Annotated in this window: 20 protein-coding genes; 6 read left to right on the top strand and 14 right to left on the bottom strand. The window is 41.2% G+C overall.

The window, feature by feature from the left end; genetic code table 11:
• Positions 1-40: 40 nt before the first annotated feature.
• The 10 genes from R3X26_RS10985 to R3X26_RS10940 form a co-directional block, all read right to left on the bottom strand.
• Positions 41-2,296 (bottom strand): tetratricopeptide repeat-containing diguanylate cyclase, encoded by a 2,256-nt coding sequence (locus R3X26_RS10985; RefSeq protein ID WP_317717359.1) that lies wholly within the window; start codon positions 2,294-2,296, stop codon positions 41-43.
• Positions 2,297-2,854: 558 nt separating this feature from the next.
• Complete coding sequence (locus tag R3X26_RS10980; RefSeq protein ID WP_317717358.1) at positions 2,855-3,865, bottom strand: TIGR03842 family LLM class F420-dependent oxidoreductase; 1,011 nt, start codon at positions 3,863-3,865, stop codon at positions 2,855-2,857.
• Positions 3,866-3,902: 37 nt separating this feature from the next.
• The gene (gene npdG, locus R3X26_RS10975) at positions 3,903-4,583 is read right to left on the bottom strand and encodes an NADPH-dependent F420 reductase (RefSeq protein ID WP_317717357.1); all 681 of its coding nucleotides are present in this window, start codon (positions 4,581-4,583) and stop codon (positions 3,903-3,905) included.
• The gene (gene cofE / locus R3X26_RS10970; RefSeq protein WP_317717356.1) at positions 4,580-5,437 is read right to left on the bottom strand and encodes a coenzyme F420-0:L-glutamate ligase; all 858 of its coding nucleotides are present in this window, start codon (positions 5,435-5,437) and stop codon (positions 4,580-4,582) included. Before cofE ends, npdG begins: the two co-directional genes overlap by 4 nt.
• On the bottom strand, positions 5,434-6,063 hold the full coding sequence (gene cofC / locus R3X26_RS10965) for a 2-phospho-L-lactate guanylyltransferase (RefSeq protein ID WP_317717355.1): 630 nt from the start codon (positions 6,061-6,063) through the stop codon (positions 5,434-5,436). Before cofC ends, cofE begins: the two co-directional genes overlap by 4 nt.
• Positions 6,063-7,037 carry a 2-phospho-L-lactate transferase CofD family protein gene (locus R3X26_RS10960; RefSeq protein WP_317717354.1) on the bottom strand — a complete coding sequence of 325 codons (975 nt, stop codon included), beginning with the start codon at positions 7,035-7,037 and terminating at the stop codon, positions 6,063-6,065. The genes cofC and R3X26_RS10960 overlap by 1 nt, the downstream gene beginning before the upstream one ends.
• Complete coding sequence (cofH, locus tag R3X26_RS10955; RefSeq protein WP_317717353.1) at positions 7,034-8,263, bottom strand: 5-amino-6-(D-ribitylamino)uracil--L-tyrosine 4-hydroxyphenyl transferase CofH; 1,230 nt, start codon at positions 8,261-8,263, stop codon at positions 7,034-7,036. Before cofH ends, R3X26_RS10960 begins: the two co-directional genes overlap by 4 nt.
• Before the next feature lie 22 nt (positions 8,264-8,285).
• The gene (cofG, locus tag R3X26_RS10950; RefSeq protein WP_317717352.1) at positions 8,286-9,431 is read right to left on the bottom strand and encodes a 7,8-didemethyl-8-hydroxy-5-deazariboflavin synthase CofG; all 1,146 of its coding nucleotides are present in this window, start codon (positions 9,429-9,431) and stop codon (positions 8,286-8,288) included.
• 393 nt (positions 9,432-9,824) lie between these two features.
• The gene (locus R3X26_RS10945) at positions 9,825-10,517 is read right to left on the bottom strand and encodes a TetR family transcriptional regulator C-terminal domain-containing protein (RefSeq protein ID WP_317717351.1); all 693 of its coding nucleotides are present in this window, start codon (positions 10,515-10,517) and stop codon (positions 9,825-9,827) included.
• 23 nt (positions 10,518-10,540) lie between these two features.
• Positions 10,541-11,467: a LysR family transcriptional regulator gene (locus R3X26_RS10940; RefSeq protein WP_317717350.1), complete on the bottom strand. Its 927-nt coding sequence runs from the start codon at positions 11,465-11,467 to the stop codon at positions 10,541-10,543.
• A 125-nt stretch (positions 11,468-11,592) separates the two neighbouring features.
• On the opposite strand from R3X26_RS10940, the gene R3X26_RS10935 reads away from it, so the two are divergent.
• The 6 genes from R3X26_RS10935 (at position 11,593) to R3X26_RS10910 (ending at position 20,030) form a co-directional block, all read left to right on the top strand.
• Complete coding sequence (locus R3X26_RS10935) at positions 11,593-12,915, top strand: aspartate aminotransferase family protein (RefSeq protein ID WP_317717349.1); 1,323 nt, start codon at positions 11,593-11,595, stop codon at positions 12,913-12,915.
• A gap of 19 nt (positions 12,916-12,934) precedes the next feature.
• Positions 12,935-14,431: a CoA-acylating methylmalonate-semialdehyde dehydrogenase gene (locus R3X26_RS10930; protein WP_317717348.1), complete on the top strand. Its 1,497-nt coding sequence runs from the start codon at positions 12,935-12,937 to the stop codon at positions 14,429-14,431.
• Positions 14,432-14,716: 285 nt separating this feature from the next.
• The gene (locus R3X26_RS10925) at positions 14,717-15,982 is read left to right on the top strand and encodes a Zn-dependent hydrolase (protein WP_317717347.1); all 1,266 of its coding nucleotides are present in this window, start codon (positions 14,717-14,719) and stop codon (positions 15,980-15,982) included.
• Positions 15,983-16,045: 63 nt separating this feature from the next.
• The gene (locus R3X26_RS10920) at positions 16,046-17,530 is read left to right on the top strand and encodes an NCS1 family nucleobase:cation symporter-1 (protein ID WP_317717346.1); all 1,485 of its coding nucleotides are present in this window, start codon (positions 16,046-16,048) and stop codon (positions 17,528-17,530) included.
• A gap of 71 nt (positions 17,531-17,601) precedes the next feature.
• A complete protein-coding gene (gene hydA / locus R3X26_RS10915) occupies positions 17,602-19,041 on the top strand; it encodes a dihydropyrimidinase (protein WP_317717345.1) in 1,440 nt (479 codons plus the stop codon).
• A 443-nt stretch (positions 19,042-19,484) separates the two neighbouring features.
• A complete protein-coding gene (locus tag R3X26_RS10910) occupies positions 19,485-20,030 on the top strand; it encodes a carboxymuconolactone decarboxylase family protein (RefSeq protein WP_317717344.1) in 546 nt (181 codons plus the stop codon).
• Between the two features lie 181 nt (positions 20,031-20,211).
• Here the strand turns inward: R3X26_RS10910 and R3X26_RS10905 are convergent, their stop codons facing one another.
• The 4 genes from R3X26_RS10905 to R3X26_RS10890 are packed head-to-tail and all read right to left on the bottom strand — an operon-like array spanning position 20,212 to position 23,057.
• Positions 20,212-20,733: a DUF3833 domain-containing protein gene (locus R3X26_RS10905; protein ID WP_317717343.1), complete on the bottom strand. Its 522-nt coding sequence runs from the start codon at positions 20,731-20,733 to the stop codon at positions 20,212-20,214.
• Positions 20,730-21,248 (bottom strand): chalcone isomerase family protein, encoded by a 519-nt coding sequence (locus R3X26_RS10900; protein ID WP_317717342.1) that lies wholly within the window; start codon positions 21,246-21,248, stop codon positions 20,730-20,732. The genes R3X26_RS10905 and R3X26_RS10900 overlap by 4 nt, the downstream gene beginning before the upstream one ends.
• Positions 21,245-21,781, bottom strand: coding sequence for a DUF2878 domain-containing protein (locus R3X26_RS10895; RefSeq protein ID WP_317717341.1), 537 nt, complete (start codon positions 21,779-21,781; stop codon positions 21,245-21,247). Before R3X26_RS10895 ends, R3X26_RS10900 begins: the two co-directional genes overlap by 4 nt.
• Positions 21,759-23,057 carry a cyclopropane-fatty-acyl-phospholipid synthase family protein gene (locus R3X26_RS10890; RefSeq protein WP_317717340.1) on the bottom strand — a complete coding sequence of 433 codons (1,299 nt, stop codon included), beginning with the start codon at positions 23,055-23,057 and terminating at the stop codon, positions 21,759-21,761. The genes R3X26_RS10895 and R3X26_RS10890 overlap by 23 nt, the downstream gene beginning before the upstream one ends.
• Positions 23,058-23,100: the final 43 nt, after the last annotated feature.

Raw genomic sequence — 23,100 nt, 5'->3', positions numbered from 1 at the left:
TGTCATGTTTTTTTAATTCTTGTTAAGTGTAATCGACCGCTTACTCACTCCACAATACCACACTATTCCGACCCGAAGACTTGGCTTGATACAGTGCGGAATCGGCTTGTGCAATAAGTTCATTCGGATCACTGGCATTAAAACGGATAGTTGTCACCCCAAAGCTACAAGTAACTGAAACACCGTTATAATTAGTATGTTCGATGCTGCAGCGCATTTTTTCGGCTATTTGAGCAGCTTTTACTGCGTCTAATCCCTGGAGCACAATACAAAATTCCTCGCCACCATAACGAGCAACAATATCTTCTGCACGAACGCAGTGCTGTAGTGTTTCAACCACCTGACATAACACTCTATCTCCAGTTACATGACCATAAGTGTCATTAACTTTCTTAAAGTGATCAATATCTGCCATAATGATGCTGTAGTCACCTATGTCTTCTAAACGCTGGAAATCCATTTCTAAATGATTAAGTAAGGTACGCCTGTTGTAACAGTTCGTTAAGGGATCTCTGGCGGCTAAATAACCTAGTTCCAAATTCCGTTTCTTTGAAGCAATAAACTTAAAGCAAACCATAATGATCAATATTACTGAAGCAACTAAAAGTGAACCTAATGCAATATTAGAATATTTGTTATTCTTCAACTCTAGTTCTGCGATTGTCTTTGCTTGTTTGACCAATTCCATTTCACTACTTTTCTTAGCTAGCTCAAGACGATCACGTTCAGCTTTCTCTTTTAATGACTCCAGCTCCATTTCAATTTTTTGCGAATAAAGTGTCGCCTTTAATTTATCTAGTTGTTTATTTTCTCTTTCTTTCTGTAAGATTCCGCTGTAAATAATTTCTAATTCAGCATAACGTAAAGATTCAGAATAATTTCCGCGCAACTTTTCAGCTTTCCTCAATTCACGATAAGCATATAATTTTTGCGCATTATCGTTTATTTCAGTTGATAACCTAACCGCTTTATTGAGTAAAAGAATAGATTCATCAAGATCAGTACTAAATAACATTGCAGCTAAAGGAGTTTGTGCTTTAGCTTGGTATAGTTTATTGCCAATTTCCGTTGCTATAGATAAAGATTCACGATAATAATCAATTGCTTGAGGGTAACTCACCTTATCACGATAGATGTTGCCTATTATGCGAGCAATAAGAGCTTGATTCTTTCTGTCGCCCGTATCTTGATAAATTTTGGAAGCTTTAAAAGCCAGCACTTTAGCAGTGTTATAATTATGTGCTTTAGTTTCAATCACTGCCATCTCTCTCAATGCTGACGCAAGCGTTGAGGGTTCAACTTTTTCTTCTGGTAAATCAATTGTTAATTGATAAAACGAACGAGCTTGTTCAAATTCTTTAAGACGAGTATATATCAGACCCATTTGGTTAGATGTTTTACCAACATCACTGATCATATTGGCTTTTTTATAAAACTGATGCGCCTCGTACATATAATTCAAAGATTTTTCATAGAGTTCAATATATCGATAAATAATGCCGGCACCAGTCAACGCCTTAGCATGACCAACAGGGTCATTTATTTGTTTGTGCAATTCGATTGATTCCACAGAATAGTCAAGCGAGGATAAATAATTTTCTAGCTTACGTTCAGCCTCTGCTAACGTATTTAATGTACGAGCAATGTATTTTTTATTATCCAGTTGTCGAAAGACTGCCAACGCTTGCTTGTAATACCAAGCTGTTTGAACTCGGCTATTTAAACGTTTATATGACTGAGCAAGACTCGTGTAGGTCACTCCAAGCTGTTTTTTTAAAAAGGGAGCATCTTGTTCAAGTAAGTAATTCACCGCACGAAGATAAAGAACAACCGCTAAATTGTATTGTTTTAATTGATACTGTTCATCTGATTTTGCCGCCAATAGAAGTGCAATATCTGAGGATTTACCTAACTCTTTAGCCAGAGGTAATAATTGATCTATCTTTTTCGTAACTTCGGTCAAGCGGTTATCATCCAATTTTTTGTAGATGACTGACGCTGTGACATAATGCTGAATAGATTGAACAATATCTTGAGATTGGAGTATTAAATCGCCCAATAAAACACTAACCTCTGCGGTAGCAAGTTGCTGGTTATTGTCCATCGACAGCGAAAGTGCTTGTTTCGCTAACTCAATAGTCTTTATTTCATCTATGCTATTGAGGCCTAGGTGTTTATTTAAAAGCTCGTTATAGGACTTATCCTCAGCAATATTGACTGAAACAAGTGAGCTATTTTCTTTTGCGTTAACCGTTGAAATATAACATATTAAAATTAATGTTAATATAAATCTCATCACTCACCAACTAAAAAGTAGTCAAATATTGATGAGGTGGTCAGTGTTTCCGCTTAAATCAAATCGATGTTTAAAATCACATTAATGTTAGCGACTACTGCTCTCAACCCTCATTACAATTACATCTATACTCAGTATTCTTGAAGTGGCGTGTTTATTGACGTTGTTAGTTTTCCATAAGTAGGTTACTTTACTCATGAATTTCACTCGCTTGTTGTTTTAGTGCCACTTCCACCTGAATAGAGTTAACTTACATAAGTCTTAGAAAATATTAATTTTACTTATAAAACCTGAGTTAATTATAATTTTTTATAGCTAATATCAGCTTCACTATAGCAAGCAACTAAACATTAATTAACTGCCAATTTCTCAAAATATGAAATTTTTTACCTATAGGTAGTCATAAGTTAGTAATTTGATGCTCCTAAAACTACAGCTCGATGCAAAAATAATGGGTTATATATAAAAAAACCTCACTGCTTATGCTTGTCTCAGCACAAAATCAGCGAGGTTGAGGAGTTAATCGTCGTTTAACAATAATGAAAACTTACAACTCGTTTATTCACCTTCTTTAAAAGTAGGGATAATAAACTCGCCATATTTAGCGATAATATTTTCTTCGTCACCATTATCTAAATAGATATTAAATTGAGTCACTCCAGCTTCTTCTAATTGCTTAATCTTGGCAATATGTTCATCTGGTGTACCTAATACAGAAAAGCTTTCAATAATATCATCAGAAATGAAATCTAAATATGGGTTATCACTTTGACCATGTTTTGAATAATCATAACCTTTTCTTTGTTCAATATAATCAGTTAAACTTTTTGGAACAAGACCAGAATCAGTACCATATTTTTCAACAATATCAGCCACATGATTACCCACCATAGCTGGGAACCAACGCGTTTTTTCTAAACACTCTTCTTTAGAACCAAAATAGGCTGGAGCAGCGGCTTGAATCTTAAAGTTGCTCATATCTTTGCCTGCTTTCTCACCCGCTATTAATGCTTGGTCAGCAAACCATTTTACTAATTGAGGCTCAGCGATTTGTAATATTAGCCCATCGCCGTGCTCGCCTGCTGTCGCCAATGCTTTAGGTCCATACGCTGCAATCCATACTGGTAAATCATAGCCATCAGCCCAAGGGAATTTAACCGGATTTTCACATTCTCCGTATATCACTTCTTCCCCTTTAACCATCGCTTTAACTTTTTGGGTAAACTCAGCAACTCTCGCTAAAGGTGCCGGTTTTTTACCCATAACACGCATAGACGAATCACCACGCCCTAAACCAATATCAATACGACCTTCACTCTGCGCTGCAAGGCTACCGTACAAACTCGCCGCTAGAGACCAATCACGAATATTAGGGTTGGTTACACAAGGGCCAAAACGCATGTTAGTGGTATGTTCCATACACATTGCCATCGCGACAAACGATTCACGCCATAAGATATGAGAATCGTAGAACCAACAATAAGAGAATCCCGCTTCTTCTGCTTGGCGAACTAAATTTCTTGCTCGATTAGGGCTAACAAACCCTTTAAACGTAATACCAAATTCCATTTCTATTTTCCTTTTATATTGAACTTTTATGTTTAAACTAGTGAACAGGAGGCGCGATAACCACCCCTGCATGACTAAATGGGACGTCTTTAGAAATATTTAATCTAATTAAAATTGGCGTAAGAGCTTCAATACAACGAGCACTTTCCGCCAGGCCGGCGTTATATGCTTTCACGCCCATTTTTTCGATCAAAGACATAACTTTCTTTTTTGCCGCCAATTGATTGCCGCAAACTAATACATCACAGTTAATCGCTTGCTCGAGGTTATTCAAAGTAATGGCAGAAACGTTATGTAACGCACCCACTACTGCAATATCTTCGCCCAGCAGCGCTTGAGCTTCTTCTGTAGCGGAGCCTTCTTCCGGCATAACCACCGCTTTCGGGTTTTTAGGCGCAAGTGGAACCACAATATCGATTAGTATTTTGTCGGCTAATATCGGCTTCAACTCAGTTAACGTCGCGTTATGAGCAGAATAAGGTACCGAAAGAATGACCATTTCAGCCGCAGATTCGCTAGCACTGACGTTATCCATACCTTCAATAACTGCGCTTCCTGCTGGTAATAACGCGCTCATTTCTTTGGCACTTTGTGCTGCTCTTTCGCCATCACGTGACCCGATCACTACAGGGACACCTGCCATAGCAAGCCTCAGTGCTACGCCACGGCCTTGAGGGCCAGTACCGCCTAAAATAGCCACTTTGTTTACGTTACTCATCGGAATAGATCCTCTCTAATTGGTCTTAAAATATCGCTGGCTTTACTAGAACTGGCTGTCCATGCCAACCCTCTAAAAATAATCACTGGGAATTTTCCACTCTTGCTCATCAATAGCCCCGATGCTGCCGCGAGTTCATCAGCAAAAGCAGGAGCCGTCACTTTGAGCTCTCGCCCCCAAGCATCGTCTTCACCTAACATCTGTTGAATTGCAGGAACTCGAGCTAAACCTATCGCTACGTTAGTCTGCCCAAGGCGCCACGGTCTACCGAACGTGTCACTGATCACGACACCTAATTGGCAAGAAAAATGCCCTTCTAATTCAGTACACAATTGATTCGCACTTTTATCTGGGTCATCTGGTAAGGTAATTAACTGTCCAGGTTGATCGGCATTCGATTCATCTACCGCGGCGTTGGCACAGATAAAGCCTAATTTATGTTGGGCAATCAGCACGCCCTCTTCTTGTTCTGGCCGTTTTACGCTACGAACAATTTTTTCCGACTGATCTAATACAACTTGTACTTTTCTCGGATCTTTATTGACAGTTTTTGCTAGTGTAATCGCCTCTTCGCTTGCGGTAACATCTTCAATATTGACAACTGCACCTTCACATTTAGAAACCACTTTATGAGCAACTACTAAAATATCACCTTGCTGTAGTGTTTCACCTTGCAGTTTTAACGCATCAATTAAGCAATTCGCTAAATTCATTCCTGGTTTAAAATCTGGTAACCCGCCCACCGTCAACATCTGCATAGAATCAAAATTAACCGCTTGGCTTTCGCTGTCAGTCAAGGTTACTTCGTCTACTTCAGATTCTGCTGTCGTGGCTATTTTTGTCATATGATTCATAACAACACTCCTTTCGCAGAAAGCTCCGCTTGATAACTTGGCGAAACGAGAAAAAGATCATCGGGTACATCAATATCTTGGCTTAAATTAGCTAGGTTCAAAATTTCTACCGTCAGCTTTTTCTTATGCGCTTCTTGCACATGCGCTAAAGAAGATTGGTTTCCATAACAAAATTCAATCGCATTAGGCGGTGTAGTCAACAACGCATTGGTGCCGTTGTCTTTCGCTCGGGCAATCACAACCGCATTGTTTTTAGCTGCTTCCAATATCGGCTCTATTTCTTCAATCTCTAAATGAGCAATATCAGCCGGAATGACCATTTGTTGATCAAATCCGTTAGCTACACTCCAATTGGTTGCCGACTCAAGCGCACTGTTTAACCCTTTGCTGTGTTGTTCTATTAATACTTGTGCTCCATATATTTTGGCGATTCTTGCTATCTGATCGGAATCGGTAACCACCAAGCGGTTAACCTGAGAGTAATGTTCGGCAAAAAAAGCTAACGTCTTTCGAAACAAAGTGGTTGCCAATGTTTCTCGTTGCGCCAAAGTTAATACACTCATCAGCCTTTGCTTAGATCGCACCGGTGATTTCATAGGTATAACGATATTAAGGTTGTTGCTCATTAGCTTGCCTCCCTCAAAGTTTTGTCCTGTAATGGCAAGTTGGCGCAGGCTTTTACTACCGAATTCATTACCGCTTGCTTCTCTTCATCGTCACGCATCCAAATATTCTGGATTAGTACCTGAATACCCAATGCTTCAATTTGCGCAGTAAATTCGGCATCAACCGGATCAATCACTAAGACATCAATTAACCCTTGATAGTATTGAGCAATCCCGAACACATTGGCAGAGTGCCCTAAGCTTTGCATTAATTGCACCGCAGGCCCTTTAATTGCCTCGCCACCAATAAGCGGTGAAATGGCCACCACAGGGGCGGTCACTTTAGTTAACTTAGCTCGAATTTGCTCAACAGACAGGATTGCGCCAATACTAAGTAACGGGTTACTCGGAGCAATCACAACCATATCAGCTTCTCGAAGGGCATTAATCGCCTCTGGAGTAGCGGTTGCTTTGTTACTATCGATGTATTCAATTTCGTCAATTACAGGTTGGCACTTCAAACGAACAAAATAATCTTGAAAATTTAACCACCTTTTACCCGATTTTAATTTGGTTTGAATAACATCATTCGTTGGTAGCAAAATGGGCACTTCTACCCCATTCGCCTTGGCTATATCTTGGGCGATAACTTGTGCTCTGTGGCCTAATCGTCGGCGTTCCGTTCTATAAATATGGGTTGCAAAATCCATGTCGCCAAGCTGCATCCATGTATCAACTCCAAGATCAGACAAACCTTTCAACACCTTTTGATCGTCACCTTGTAAGCCCCACCCTTGTTGACGATTGATGCGCCCAGAGAGGGTATAAACTAACGTGTCTATATCAGGTGAAATCCATAAGCCATGGAACGCTTGATCGTCGCCGATATTACCAATAATCTTTAACCCTTCAGCATACTCACTCAGCGAAAGCCCTAATGCAGCCTTGGCTCCACCGACTCCACCTGCCAATAAAGTTACATTGATTTTACTCATGCCGTCGCTCCGAAACGGGCGATTTCTTGAGACGGAAGCACCAAGTGTTTTGCGTCTTCACTTTGGAGCGGATAGGCTTTTAATTCAGAATAAAGTGTAGAACGTTGAACCGCGTTTAATCCTGCATCATGAATAAAATTAACCATATCTTGAGGCTCAATCTCTTGGCCATGTTCGCCGCCAGCCGCTCTAGAAATACTTTCATTCATTAACGTGCCGCCTAAATCATTGGCACCTGACCTTAACATTTGCGAGGCAACATCCGAGCCCATTTTCACCCATGAGGCTTGAATATTATTGATCTGCCCTTGCAGCATTAATCGTGCAACAGCATGCATCTTGAAATGTTCTCCTCGAGTTGGTCCAGGACGAACAAGCGTAGGATTATCGTTATATAGTTTGGTTTTGTAATGTACGAAACCTAATGGCACAAATTCAGTAAAACCACCGGTTTCTTTTTGAATGTTTCTTAACGTTTCTAGATGATTTGCCCAATGGTATGGTTGATCAATATGACCATACATAATAGTAGATGTTGTTCTAATACCCACTTCATGCGCGGCTTTGATTATCGTGACCCAATCTTCAGTACTAAGTTTATTTTTAGTTAATTGTTCACGGATCTCTACATCCAAAATTTCGGCTGCAGTCCCCGGCATAGAATCAAGTCCACAAAGTTTCAAATCACGTAGAAACTCTTTAGGTTCCATTTTCGCTTTACGAGATCCATACCATATTTCGAACGGTGAAAAGGCATGAATGTGCATTTTAGGTAAGCGCGATTTAATAGTAAGTAAAATATTTCGGTAGAAATCGGCGCTCATCTGCGGATGTAATCCACCTTGAATACAGACTTCAGTTGCGCCTCTATCCCATGCTTGTTGTGCTCGATTGGCGATTTCATCAAGCGAAAGGAACTCCGCTTCTTCATGTTTTACCGGTTTAGCAAAATTACAGAACTTACAACCCATGTAACAAACATTGGTAAAATTAATATTACGAGTAATAACAAAGCTACCGGTATCGCCACACAGGTTTTGCCTTACTTTGTCGGCTACATTTAATAGAGCTTGGTATTCATTACCTTCTGCAGCGAATAAAGATATCGCTTGTTTCGTTGATATTTCTTTGCCGTCTAGAGCTTGTTTCAATGCCTGTTTCACTTCTGGGTTGAGACGATTCAATGAAATTGGTCTATTTTGATTGGTGTCTGTCCTTGACAACATAATGCTTCTCCTTAAATTCGCCTTAAAGGCACTGCTCTAACGCCAGCCCATCGGTGGACGCTAGCGAGTGTATGCGGCTAACAGCTAATGCAACGGGTGGTTGATCTGGCTGCTGAATTGTTTTTGATTGATCTAAAAAAGTAGGATAAACCGTTAATCGTTCTCTTAATCGATAGCCCATTTCACGGCATCGGTCTGATAAGGTTTCAATTTGTGGCCATGCTCTTTCTGGGTTGATAAAATCTTTTGTTACTGGTGATATTCCGCCCCAATCATTAATTCCGGCGCTTAAGTAATCTTTGTAATCCTGTTCAAGATTCGGTGGAGCTTGAATACTAATACTTGGATCGAGTATCAAACGAGAGATAGCTAAGGTACGCAACATGTCATCTTTACTTGGCTCGGTGAACCCAGCCATGTTGGTGCCTTGTTTAGCACGAAAGTTCTGAATAATAACTTCTTGAATATGCCCAAAGCGTTGATGGATTTCGTTAATCGCAATCAGGCTATCGATACGGTCTTGCCATGATTCACCAATCCCAATCAGTAAACCAGTGGTAAAAGGAATACCTAATTCACCTGCGCAAACCAGTGTATCTAAGCGACGTTCTGGAATTTTATCTGGGCAAGCATAATGTGCCTGTCCCTTTTTGGTTAAGATTGGGCTGGTGCTTTCAAGCATCATTCCCATTGAACCGGCGACTGGCTTGAGGAGTTCTAGTTCTTCTCGTGATAAAGCACCAGCGTTAATGTGTGGAACAAGCATGGTTTTTTGTAAAACTAGCTCTGCCATGTCGCGTAGATAACCTACCGTCGTCGTGTGACCTTGTCTGGCTAACTTCTCTCTAGCAAACTTGTAGCGCTTTTCTGGGCGTTCACCTAAGCTAAATAAGGCTTCTTTACAGCCCATATTCTGCCCTTTTAATGCAACGGTCAGAACTTGGTTGGGTGTCATCAATTGCGCTTCACCAGATTCTGGTGTTTTAACAAACGTACAATAACTGCAACTGTCTCGACACATATTGGTTAAAGGAATAAACACTTTACGTGAATAGGTTACTTCACTACCCCAATACCGGTCTCGTGTATTACTTGCTTGTTGGCATAATGATTGAAGCAAAGTTCCTGAAGCGTTTCCCATTTGTCTTGCAGCATCTTGACTAAGCATATCAACTCCCTGATTTATCGCTTTATCGCCTAATCCGTGGCAATAATTAATAGTTTTACCAATTGGTACAATCTAGAATTAACACAGTTTTTACCAAATGGTAAAGTACTTATGTACATGTTTTTTTTGGTGCAGATACGGTCTAAATTGGTGAATTTATCAGTGAGTTACCAACTTATCTGCGACAATAAAATCCGATAAGACGATAAGTGATTAATCAATAAAAAATGAGTTTTTATAAGGACTTGTTGAAAAAACACACAGGTAAATTAACCAACAAAATTGATTATAGCTAGCGGAAAATAACACAAAAACCTGAAGGGCCAAGGGGGATAAATCCCCCGATAAATTATTTAAATTGCCCCGTTGTGGCGCAACTTATTTTGCAGTCACTCAATGTTCTTTGGCTAATTGAGCGGTAGCAGGCTTTGGTTTAACAATACCGTGAATAACCATTTGAGTGAGAAATTGAGTAGCTCGCTCAAAATCAGCTTGTTGCAGTTTATTCTGATCCAACACCACTTCTATCTGTGCAGCAAAATCTGCGTAAGTTTGTGTCATTGCCCAAATGGAGAAGAATAGATGTTCTGGTTCAATATCGCGCAATCGCCCTTGGTCAACCCAACTTCTTACCAATGCAACATCTCTATCAAACAATGGTTTTAAGTGGTTTTTAAGGTATTCACCAATAATCGGAGCCCCTGAAATCACTTCTTGAGCAAACACTTTCGAAGCTTCTGGAAAATCATGTGAAAGCTGAAGCTTGCCACGAATATAGGTTTCGATAACATCTTCTGGGGAGGCATTACGATCTTCTGCAAACACCATTTTTTCTAGCCAAATATCAACAATGTCTTGTAATGCGGTTCGGTAAAGCAATTCTTTTGAAGGGAAATAATACAGCAAGTTTTGTTTTGACAGACCACATTGCTTAGCAATACGATCCATGGTTGAGCCTTTATAACCAAATTCAGCGAAAACAATTTCTGCTCCTCGCAAAATTTTTGATTCCATTGCCAAGCGAGCAGAGGAAGGGATGGCATTTTTTTTCGCTCGTAGAACAATATCCGACGATACACTACTCATGGTATTTAACCTTGTTATTTTGTTTATATTACTTTTGTTCGCTCTAATGCGTCTAAAAATTCGGTGACTAAACGTGTCGGCTTAGGTGATTTTCGGTGAATTGCGGCAAATTCGCAATGATAAGAGTACTTATCGTTGTCAATTTGCTTCATAGAACCGCCTGCTAACATGATTTTGGCAAAATGTTCAGGCAAAAATCCAATATACTGACCGGATTGTATCAAGGTAGAAATTCCTTCCTGGTTGGTTGCCGCGGCACTTCTATGCAAATTAAGTTCTCGTCCCGTTTCCATATTGGGGCTACTAAAACTTAACCCTGCATACTTCTGAGCCATAATATCTTCATCGGTCACAACGACGGAGTAATCTGTCGTGCGCCGGTTAAAAAACGCATGCCCTTTTCCGCAATACATGTACATTTGCTCGCCGAAAAGTGGTCGGTATTCCAAACTGGCAGAACGCCGATGTGGAGGAATCACCCCCACATGATATTGCCCCTCTAAGACACCTTTTTCAATATCGTTCACTGGCACGACATGAATATCCAGTGCCACATCCGGAGCCTTGGCAATAAAATCGGCAATCGCTTGATGGACTCGACATTCAGGGTTAGTCACTGTGGTATCGAACATCGCAACGACTAAATGGCCTTTTAAACTATGATGGAGATCGTTCACTTCATGACGAAAATCTTCTAAAGATAATATTAAACGCTGCGCCGACTCATAAATATGTTCGCCTTCGCTGGTTAAAGAGAACCCTGCTCGACCTCGGTGACACAATACCAAGCCCAATCTTATTTCTAGATCTTTCAAATGTCGGCTAATGGTTGAACGGCCAATATTCAACTCCATTTCAGCAGCGCTTAACCCGCCACTTTCTACTACCGCCATAAATACACGCAGTAATCGTATATCTAAATCGGACAGTTGTCCTAATAATGCTTTCATTGTTTCATAAACCTGAACCTTTAGTTCGATAACTTGTAATTTATCAAACTAACTTTGCTCTTTAAAGTAAAAATACACTTGGCATCCCAAACCGTATGGGAGCCGCTTAGCAGGAGACAACAGCAATGGGAATGCAATCGAACAAAGAATCCATGAATGCTTATTGGATGCCTTACACATCAAATCGTAAATTTAAAGCCGATCCGAGAATGGTAGCTGGAGCGGAAGGTGCTTATTACATTGATGATAAAGGACGAAAGATATTCGATGGATTGTCAGGATTATGGACCTGTGGAGCAGGCCATAACCGACCAGAAATTGCTCAGGCGGTTGCAAAACAGTTAACCGAACTTGATTACGCGCCAGCGTTTCAATATGGCCACAGTAAAGCTTTTGAACTGGCAGAAAGAATTTCAGATCTTGCTCCAGACGATATTAATAAAGTCTTTTTCGTCAACTCAGGGTCTGAAGCCGCCGACACCGCGACTAAAATTGCGCGTGCATACTGGCGTCAAAAAGGACAGGCAACCAAAACTCGCATTATTGGCCGAGCAAAAGGCTATCACGGAGCCAGTTGGGGTGGCATTAGTTTTGGGGGTATTGGCGCAAACCGTAAATTATGGGGACAGGCAGTAGAAGCCGACCATTTATCTCATACGATGCAAGCAGGAAAAGAGTTCACCCGTGGCATGGCGCAAACAGGCGCAGAAATGGCCGACGAGCTGCTGGACAAAATCGCGCTCCATGACGCTTCTAATATTGCCGCAGTTATAGTTGAACCATTTTCTGGTTCGGCGGGGGTTATTGTGCCACCAGAAGGATATTTGCAACGACTTCGAGCGATCTGCGATCAACACGATATTTTATTAATATTTGATGAGGTTATTACTGGTTTCGGTCGTTGTGGCCAATATTTTGGCTCACAAGCATTTGGTGTCACTCCAGATTTACTTTGTGTCGCCAAACAGATCACTAATGGCGCAATCCCAATGGGAGCGGTATTGGGTAAAGGCTGGATTTACGATGCCTTTATGCAAGCAGGAGGTGCAGAACACAACATTGAACTTCCTCACGGTTATACCTATTCTGGTCATCCAGTATCTTGTGCAGCAGCACTAGCAACATTGGATTTACTGGAAAAAGATCAATTAATTCCTCGTGTGGCAGAAATGGCGCCAATGTTTGAAAAATCAATACATAGCTTAGCCGGATGTAAGCACGTCACCGACATCCGTAACTTTGGCTTTGCTGCCGGTTTAACAATAGAAGCAAGAGATGGCGATGCTGCTATCCGTCCTTATGAAATCGGTAAAACACTATGGGAAAAAGGCGTTTACGTGCGATATGGCGGCGACACTATTCAATTAGGTTTACCATTTATCACCGAAGAACACGAGATAGACCGACTAATTAACGCGATGGGCGAAGCCATCAACGCAACAGAATAAATTAATTAAGGAAACAACCATGTCAGAACAAATCGGCCACCTGATCCACGGCGAAATTCATAACGACAGTAGCGAAACACAAGCGGTATTTAACCCCGCCACAGGGAGCCAATGTGGTGAGCTTGCCATGGCGTCTTCAGCTACCGTTGAACAAGCAATTGCATCAGCAAAAGAAGCGTATCCACAATGGCGCAACACCCCACCTGCTGCTAGAGCACAGGTTATGTTTAAGTTTAAGCAGTTATTAGAAGACAATTCGGACACCATTTGTGAACTGATCACAAAAGAACACGGAAAAGTGCTTAGCGATGCAAAAGGCGAATTAGCACGAGGAATAGAAAATGTTGAGTTTGCTTGCGGCATACCAGAGCTTTTAAAAGGCGAACACAGCCGAAATGTTGGTCGAAATATTGATGCTTGGAGTGAATTTCAACCACTTGGTGTTGTTGCAGGTATCACCCCATTTAACTTCCCAGCCATGGTTCCGCTATGGATGTGGCCAAGTGCAGTAATGTGCGGAAATGCCTTTATCTTAAAACCGTCAGAACGCGATCCAAGTAGCGTTTTATACATGGCTCAACTGGCTCTTGAAGCAGGTTTACCACCTGGCATACTGAATGTAGTTAACGGTGGTGCTGACGTTGTAAATCAACTGATCGATTCGCCAGCGATTGAAGCGGTCAGCTTTGTTGGCTCGACACCTATTGCTGAAGCGATTTATCAACGTTCGGCTAATAATGGCAAACGCTGTCAAGCACTGGGTGGTGCTAAAAACCATGCGGTCATTATGCCAGATGCCGATTTAGAAAACGTCACTAATGCATTAATGGGCGCGGCATTTGGTTCATGTGGACAACGTTGTATGGCTATTTCGGTTGCGGTAACCGTTGGCGACACCATTGCCGATGCATTAGTGGAGAAGTTAGCTCCAAAAGTCAGCACGTTAAAAGTCGGTCCAGGTACAGACAATAGCAATGAAATGGGTCCACTTATTACTGCTGCGCAAAAAGATAAAGTCACCAATTTTGTTAGCGAAGCAGTCGAACAAGGTGCAGAGTTAGTTGTAGATGGACGCACCATCATGGTGCCCGATCATGAGTCAGGTTACTTTTTTGGTGGTACTTTATTCGATAAAGTCACACCAGAAATGACAATTTATCAACAAGAAGTATTCGGCCCAGTGCTAGTAGTAGTAAGAGTTAAAACCCTAGAAGAGGCGGTTGAGCTCATTAACGATCATGAATATGGGAACGGAACATGCATATTCACTAGAGATGGTGAAGCAAGTCGTTATTTTTCAGACAAGGTTATGGTTGGAATGGTCGGTGTGAATGTCCCTCTTCCTGTTCCAGTGTCTTACCACAGTTTCGGTGGATGGAAGCGTTCACTATTTGGTGATTTGCATGCATATGGCCCTGACTCTGTTCGTTTTTACACACGACGAAAAGCTATTACTCAGCGTTGGCCTTCAGGTGGAATAAAAGATGGGACTCTATTTTCATTCCCGAGCTTATAACCGAATTTATAATTTATAGTCGAGTTTATAAAAAATAAAATGAGCAACACCCGAGCTACAGTACGTTAAGTGGCAAGGAAACAATTAGCAGGCTGACTTAAAGCCCATTAAAACGGGTTACCAATTAAGCGCCTGCAAAATTTTACTTATTGTTTTTACCATTTGGTAAATCGCACGGAAAGCGAAACGAGAATGTTATTTGATATTGAATGTGTTTGTTGTAACAAGCGAAACACATTTGAAATCATTAAATAGACAGACCAGAACAACTTAAAAGGATTTTGTATGCAAGATTTACGAGTGAACGGCGACCGTCTCTGGGACAGTTTAATGGAGATGGCGCAATTCGGTTTAACCGAAAAAGGGGGCTGTAAACGATTGGCAGCGACGGAATTAGACGGCAAAGCACGCGATCTTTTCGTTGAATGGTGTAAAGCTTGTGGCTGTACCATCAGTGTTGATCAGATGGGCAACGTTTTTGCTCGCCGTGAAGGTGCGGATAATTCACTTCCTGCGGTTGCAACAGGCAGTCACTTAGATACTCAACCTACCGGGGGCAAATTTGACGGTGTATTTGGTGTTCTTGCAGGCGTTGAAGTATTAAGAACTTTGCATGAAAACAATATTGTTACTCCTACTCCGATGGAGTTTTCAGTTTGGACCAACGAAGAAGGTTCACGCTTCCAACCTGCGATGCAAGGCTCTGGTGTTTATGTCGGTCGCTTTGATCTAGAAACAGAACTAAACAAAACCGACGTTGATGGAATTCGCCTTAAGGACGAATTAGAAAAAATTGGTTATCTCGGCGACGAAAAACCGGGTAGTCGTCACATCGGCGCGTTCTTCGAAACTCATATCGAGCAAGGCCCAATCCTAGAAGATCAAGACAAAACCATTGGTGTCGTTCGCTTAGGCCAAGGTATTCGCTGGTATAACGTTAGTATTACTGGTCGTGAATCCCATTCAGGAACAACGCCGATGTACCTGAGAAATGATGCGATGGTCGCTAGTTCAAAAATCATTACTGAAATCGAAGAAATAGCCAACCGATATGACAATGGACTCGGTACCGTCGGCTTTATGCAGGTATTCCCGAATTCTCGTAACGTTATTCCGGGCCAAATTACCTTTAGCGCCGATTTACGAAATCCTAATGCGGATGTTTTGGCTCAAATGGACAAAGAGTTTACCGATTTTTGCGCCAAAGTAGCAGAAGAGCGCCAAATCAGCATAGAAGTCGATCCTTTCTGGTATTTCGCACCTGTCGAGTTTAATGCATCGGATGACGTTAAATCAGCAGCAGAAGCGTTGGGATATTCACATATGGATATCTACGCTGGCGCAGGACATGACGCTTGTTATATGGCCGACTTAGTACCAACTGGCATGATTTTTACGCCATGCGAAAACGGAATTAGTCACAATGAAATAGAAAACACCGCACCGCATGAATGTGAAGCAGGCGCAAATGTTCTGTTACACACCATGCTAGAAGCTAGCGCACGTATTGCCAAGGAAACGGCAGCGACGCTAAGTGAAACAGTTAGTTAATAGTTAACGCTATTAACCACAAACTGGTCACTACATTAATCTCAATTGGATGAGGAAAATATAATGAAATCTACACTTAAAAAGGTTGGTAATTTTTACGAACTGGATGTTGAGAAAGATTTGTCTGACAGTAAATACTTTAATGACGATCTTGCTCCAACAAAAGTAACGGAGCGTACCTGGGACAAAATGAACATCGCCGCATTATGGGTTGGTATGTCAATTTGTGTCCCTACATATACCCTTGGCGGAGTACTTACCGCTTATTTTGGCTTGTCAGTGGTTGAAGCGCTGTTCACCATATTTTTAGCTAACATTGTGGTGCTACTTCCTCTTACGTTGAATGCGTTTCCGGGCACTAAATATGGCATCCCTTTCCCTATTCTATTGCGTTCATCTTTTGGTATCTTCGGCTCAAACGTCCCTTGCTTAATTCGAGGACTGGTTGCCTGTGGGTGGTTCGGTATCCAAACCATGTTCGGTGGTTTAGCGATACATTTACTGCTATCAGAAATATCAACTGGTTGGGCAAGCCTCGGTAGCGTTGGCGAAGTCATTGGTTTCTTCATTTTCTGGGCGCTTAACATCGGCGTAGTGATCAAGGGATCTGAGTCGATAAAATGGCTTGAAACTCTTTCAGCTCCGCTATTACTGGCTGTTGGCTTTGGTTTAATGTTTTGGGCAAGCGATAAAGTATCGTTTACAGAAATATTAATGACACCAGCCAATCGTCCTGCTGAAGATGGTGTAGCAAGTTATTTCTTTGCTGGGTTAACCGCAATGGTTGGCTTCTGGGCAACGCTGTCACTCAATATTCCTGATTTCAGCCGTTACGCAAAATCTCAGAAAGACCAAATTGTTGGCCAGATTATTGGTTTACCGCTTACTATGTTTTTCTTTGCGGCTCTAGGCGTAGTATTAACTGCAGCATCACAGTCTCTATTTGGTGAAACTATTTCTGACCCAATTACTCTGATTGGAAAAGTGGAAAGTCCGTTTTGGGTTATTGTCGCTATGATTCTTATTATCATTGCAACACTTTCTACCAATACGGCCGCTAACGTAGTATCCCCAACTAACGACTTCCAAAACATCGCTCCAAAACAAATTAACCACACTCGCGGTGTATTGCTCACTGGTTTTGTTGGGATAATTCTGATGAGTTGGGAGCTGCTTAAGAAACTCAATCTAATCGACTCAGATGTCAGTGTTGAAGCCATGTACTCAAATTGGTTATTAGGTTACTCAAGTCTTCTTGGCCCTATTGCAGGGATCATGATTGTGGACTACTTCTTAATCAAAAAACAAACATTGGATATTCCAGCACTATACTCGGATAAAGATCTTTACCCTTCTATTAACTACGCTGGTTTCATTTCATTTTTCGTGCCGGTTATATTCACTATCGTGGCGGTAACGTTCAATGTAATGACTTGGTTTTATAACTACGGCTGGTTTACTGGCGCTTTATCTGGCGCGGTATTGTACTACTTAACATCAACAATGATGGCACAACCGGTCATCACTCGCTCTCCAGAAAAGGCGTAATAAAACGCTAGGCTAATAAGTTAATGGCGGTAGGTCGCTATCGTCATTAACCATCATGAAAAGGATAATTTATGAATCTATTGATTAAGGGTGGCGATGTTGTCACTCATGAGAGAACTATCACTGCTGACGTGTATTGTGTCGATGGAAAAATACAAGCAGTCGGTTCTAACCTCTCCGTTTCAGACGATACCGAAATTGTTGATGCGTCCGGCAAACTTGTTATGCCTGGAGGTATCGACCCACATACGCACATGCAACTGCCGTTCATGGGAACCGTGGCATCAGATGATTTTGCATCAGGTACTGCTGCGGCATTAGCTGGCGGCACAACCACTGTTATCGACTTCGTTATTCCGTCACCACAACAGTCGCTAATAGAAGCCTACCATCAATGGAAAGATTGGGGATCACAATCCCAGTGTAACTATAGTTTTCATGTTGCCATTACCTGGTGGGATGAAAGTGTTAAACAAGATATGAAAACGCTAGTAGACGAACATGGTGTTAACAGCTTCAAGCACTTTATGGCTTACAAAAATGCCATCATGGCAACCGATGATATTCTTGTTTCAAGTTTCAGCCGTTGTTTAGAACTTGGTGCGGTGCCAACGGTCCACGCTGAAAATGGTGAATTGGTTTATCACCTACAACAAAAATTATTAGCCAAAGGCATTACTGGGCCAGAAGCTCATCCACTTTCACGCCCACCGATTGTTGAAGGTGAAGCAGCAAGCCGTGCAATCAATATCGCTGGAACATTAGGTGCGCCGATTTATCTCGTTCACGTTTCAACAGAAGAAGCGGTAGACGCGATTCAATACGCTAAACAGAACGGACAAATTGTTTTTGGTGAATGTTTAGCCGGTCATTTAGTGGTTGACGATAGTGTGTATCAAGATAGCGATTGGGGTAAAGCCGCAGCACATGTCATGAGCCCACCGTTTAGACCGAAAAAACATCAAGACGCGTTATGGAAAGGATTACAAAGTAACGCTATTCAAACAACCGCTACCGACCACTGTGCTTTCTGTGCTGAGCAAAAAGCCATGGGTAAAGACGATTTCACCATGATCCCCAACGGCACTGCTGGTGTAGAAGAACGCATGATGGTTCTGTGGGACAAAGGGGTGAATCAAGGCAAAATAACTGCCAATGAATTCGTTTCAATTACGTCTACTAATGCAGCGAAAATATTCAATCTTTATCCGAGAAAAGGTGCAATTGCGGTAGGTTCAGATGCCGATATTGTTATTTGGGATCCTGCTGGTGAGAAAACCATCTCCGCTGAAACACAATATTCAACTATCGATTTCAGTATCTTTGAAGGCATGAAGATTGTGGGTATACCGGTAACCACGATTTGTAATGGTAAAATCGCGTGGGATAAAGGTGAAATTACAACGCAACCAGGTGATGGCAAATATGTCACTCGCCCACCTTATGCAACCTTCTATCAAAGCCAATTAAAACGTAACGAACTGAGCCAACCTGAGGCGGTTGAACGTTAATTCCTATTTCTTTAAGTGCATGACTATTGCTTTGAGTGAATGAATGGCTAACGTTTTAAGCTAATCACTAGCGCTTTATTAAGTAAATTTGTGTAGATGCGGAAACTTTCGCATCTACACCTAAGCGACTTTATGCCGTTTTTTTCTCGCATTATTCACGCCTTCTAAACCATTTATTTCTTTTCTATTTTCTTTGTCTAATGCCTTTCTGTTGCAACGATTACTTAAGCTCATAGCAATTAACTAGAGTTCATAAACTACCGAGATAAAAAAGATGATTAAACTTAGCCAAATACAATTATTTTGAACAATTGTTCAAAATTAAATTGAACGACTGCTCAAATTAGTCTATATTGTTCAATATCAGTTTCGTTCTCGCTCACGAGCAAGATTTAGAGCAAAACTAACTTACTCCATAATCGTCTAAAAATAGGACCGTACTAATGACTAAATTTACCCTTCACACCTTAGAGTCTGCACCTGAAGCAAGTAAACCTTTTGTAGAAGGTTCAATTAAAGCAAATGGTATGCTTCCTGGCTTACATGCCGTGATGGCAGATGCCCCTGGATTACTAGAAGGTTATCAAGTACTGCATAAGCTGTTTACTGAATCGTCATTTAATGCCGAAGAGTTAACTGTTGTATGGCAAACCATTAATGTTGAGCATGAATGTCACTACTGTGTTCCTGCACACACGGGTATTGCTCACATGATGAACGTTGATCCTGCGTTGACCGACGCTCTGCGTAATAAAGAGAAAATGACAACAGATAAACTTCAAGTGCTGCATGAAACAACATTATTAATGGTTCGTAATCGTGGCGTACTTTCTGATGAAGAAATGGAAACATTTTTTGCCGCCGGTTATAGTCAACGTCAATTGCTTGATATCGTATTAGGCTTGGCGCAAAAAGTAATGAGTAACTATACCAACCATCTAGCTCATACTCCTGTAGATGACGTATTTAAAAAGTTTGAGTGGAAATAAGCCACTTTAGCTTTAAACAGTTACTATAAAATAAACTGTTACTATAAAATCTTAAGCAGCCTCAACTAATTTGATGGCTGCTTTTATTAGGTTAAAATTAACGGAAGTTGATTTGAAAGGTAGGAACAACTCGTAAGATTGAAATGTAAAAGTCCACTGCCTTAGGCTTATTTTCAGCCGATTAAATTTTCTCAATATAAAGAATCAATTCACCCACATCAAAACCCCATTTAGATAATTTGGTTTTGTTGAACAACCTATTTTGATCAATTAGAAACATCCAATCATCTAAACGAATCTTATAAACTTCATCGTCAACCGGTATATTTAAATCATATTGCCAGTAGAGTGCCGATCCTTCTGTCGTACCTTGAGCAATACCAACAACATCACCCGCCGTACCTTGATATTGATTCTCGGCTAACTTTTCTATCCGCCAAGTTCGCGTAGTTTTTTCACCGTCATCGAACTCGAACCACTCTTTTATTTCACCTTTATTGCCTTGCCAACTGGCAAGTAATTTTACTTCGAAACGACGAGTGAGATTGCCAGAGCGATCAAGCAGCATTCCATAAGCCTTAAGTTCGCCGTTAAAAAACTGTTCTAGTTTCAACTCTGGTGAGGTGTTTTTATGCTCGTCTAAACTGGCATTGCCACAAGCAGTCAACAATAGAACAAAAGTAAGCAGTATAAATTTTTTCATGGCGTTAACCCCAGTAATTGTTGACGAAGCTCAGGCTGAGAGGTTTTCTCAGACAACCAAATAGATAAAAATGCGTCGGCAAAATAGCTATCCTGTATGGTGCCAATAACATTATCATTGAAGTAAAATTGACTATGTCCGTCTGCTTGCACAAGCAGTGTCAAGGTATTGCCCGGCTCGACATCGGGCCACATCGCATTTAATGGTTCAACCCATGATGTAATGTTATCTGATGAGTAACCTAGCTGTTGCCATTGTTCTATTGTTGCTTTAACCAGTGCCTGACTATCTATCGATTTTAGATACGTTATCTTCAATGCCTTTTGCGGGTCTTTATCTGTCGCAGTTTGCGTATTCTGTTGCTGGTAATATTCGGCTTGATAAATCGTCCAGAACAGATATTGCATTTCACCCTGCCCGACTTTACTCAAATGAGCGACTGGCGATGCGTGCGCTGTCGCGGTTATTCCATATGCTGTTGCCGTCATAAACAGTAATGCGAATATCCTGATCATGATTTACCTCCATTAGCGGTAAGACCAAAGCTGAAATATCTTTTTTGTAACCAAACTAATGTTGGTAGCAGAACGCCCCACGCCAGCAGTAAAGACACAAACAAAAAACTATCACTCACCAATGACTGCAATGCACCGGCTTTGATTCCTGCCAAATAACTGCTTGCGCCACCAACCGCGCCAATCACCACCAAAACTGGCGACGAACATCGAGTAAGCCAGCGCAAACTGTGGTTTAAGCTGAGTACAAACATTATCCAAAGAAACACAAGCCACAGTGGGAAAGAGTTGGTAATTGGCTCAGAACCAACTGAAGTCGCACTAAAAACACCCAATTGCATTTGCAAAAAATCAATCGATAAGCCTAGAGGAACCAACAACAGTAATTTAGCATCTTGCTTGCGAGTCGGAGTCAGAACAAAGTGACTAATCAATAAAATCGGGTTAACCAAGTTGGCGTATTGGGTAAAAAATGCCCCACATAACCAACTTGATTGAAACAGCAGTACGTTAATAAGCCAAAACGATTTCATCACTCTTGCCTCTATAGCGGGGTTTTCTTGCTACCAAGTGATGAGTACTGATGCTTCTTTCTAAAAATGCGCCTTCGCAATAACACAGATAGAAGATCCACAGGCGCTTAAATTCCTCGCTGTAACCAAGTTCGAGCAATTCATTCCACTGATTTTCGAAGCGGATTCGCCAATCATGCAAAGTTCTAGCGTAATGCAAACCAATATCATGCATCTCATGCACGACCAAATCGGTATTTTTAGCAATCTGTTCTGTCATTACCGCTACCGATGGTAAACACCCTCCAGGGAAGATATATTTTTGGATAAAATCTAAACTATTTCGATACTGGTCATAACGGTTATCAGCAATGGTGATCGATTGAACCAACATTTTTCCGTTTGGCTTTAACAAGGAAGAACATTTGTCGAAAAACGTCGCCAGATACTCATGCCCTACGGCTTCAATCATCTCTATTGAAACCAACTTGTCATACTCACCAGTCAATTTTCGATAATCGGATTTAAGCAACGTAATATTATCTTCTAAGCCCAATTGTTGAATCAAATCGGCTGTATATTGATGTTGAGCATCTGAAATAGTGGTCGTGGTAACATGGCATCCATAATGTTGAGCCATATATATTGCTAGCCCACCCCATCCGGTGCCTATTTCGACAACACGGTCGCTAGCCTGTACCTCCAATCGTTCACATATGGTTTGCATTTTACGCTGCTGAGCCATATCCAACATATCGGTTTGGTCCAACGCAATGGTTTTATGATCATAAATCGCACAAGAATACTGCATTGCAGGGTCGAGAAAACGACTGTACAGTTCATTACCTAAGTCATAATGAGCTAATATATTACGTTTAGAACCTTGTTCCGTATTGGAATTTTTTCTACTAAGCAGCTTGTTTTTTATCTTACTAAACCACTGTACTTTGCTTTCAATTTTATCCAGTTGAGCTTGGTTAATGGCCATAACTTGAATAACGCGAGTAAGGTCGGGACTGGTCCATTTACCATCAATATAAGCCTCTGCCGCGCCAATACTGCCATTGAGTACTACATCTTTAAAAAAACTTGAATCATGCAACACTATCTGGGCGCTTAATGCCGAATTTCGATCACCAAAGACAAAGTGCTGATCGCCTTCTATTACTTCAATCGCCGACTGTTCTAGTTTACTCAGTAACGAAAAAATCAAGTTCCTATATTTACTCATCGAATCTTTGTGTAACGTATCAGTTGAGTACTTTAAGGACTGACTTTGTTTAACTAATTGTTGCATGTAAACCTCTCTTTCGAATATCCATTTTTTCGAATTCTTTCTC

This window comes from Vibrio sp. TH_r3 (genome assembly GCF_033101115.1).
Lineage (GTDB): Bacteria > Pseudomonadota > Gammaproteobacteria > Enterobacterales > Vibrionaceae > Vibrio.
Note: the sequence above shows the minus strand (reverse complement) of the source record. Positions and strands in the feature narration are given on the sequence as shown.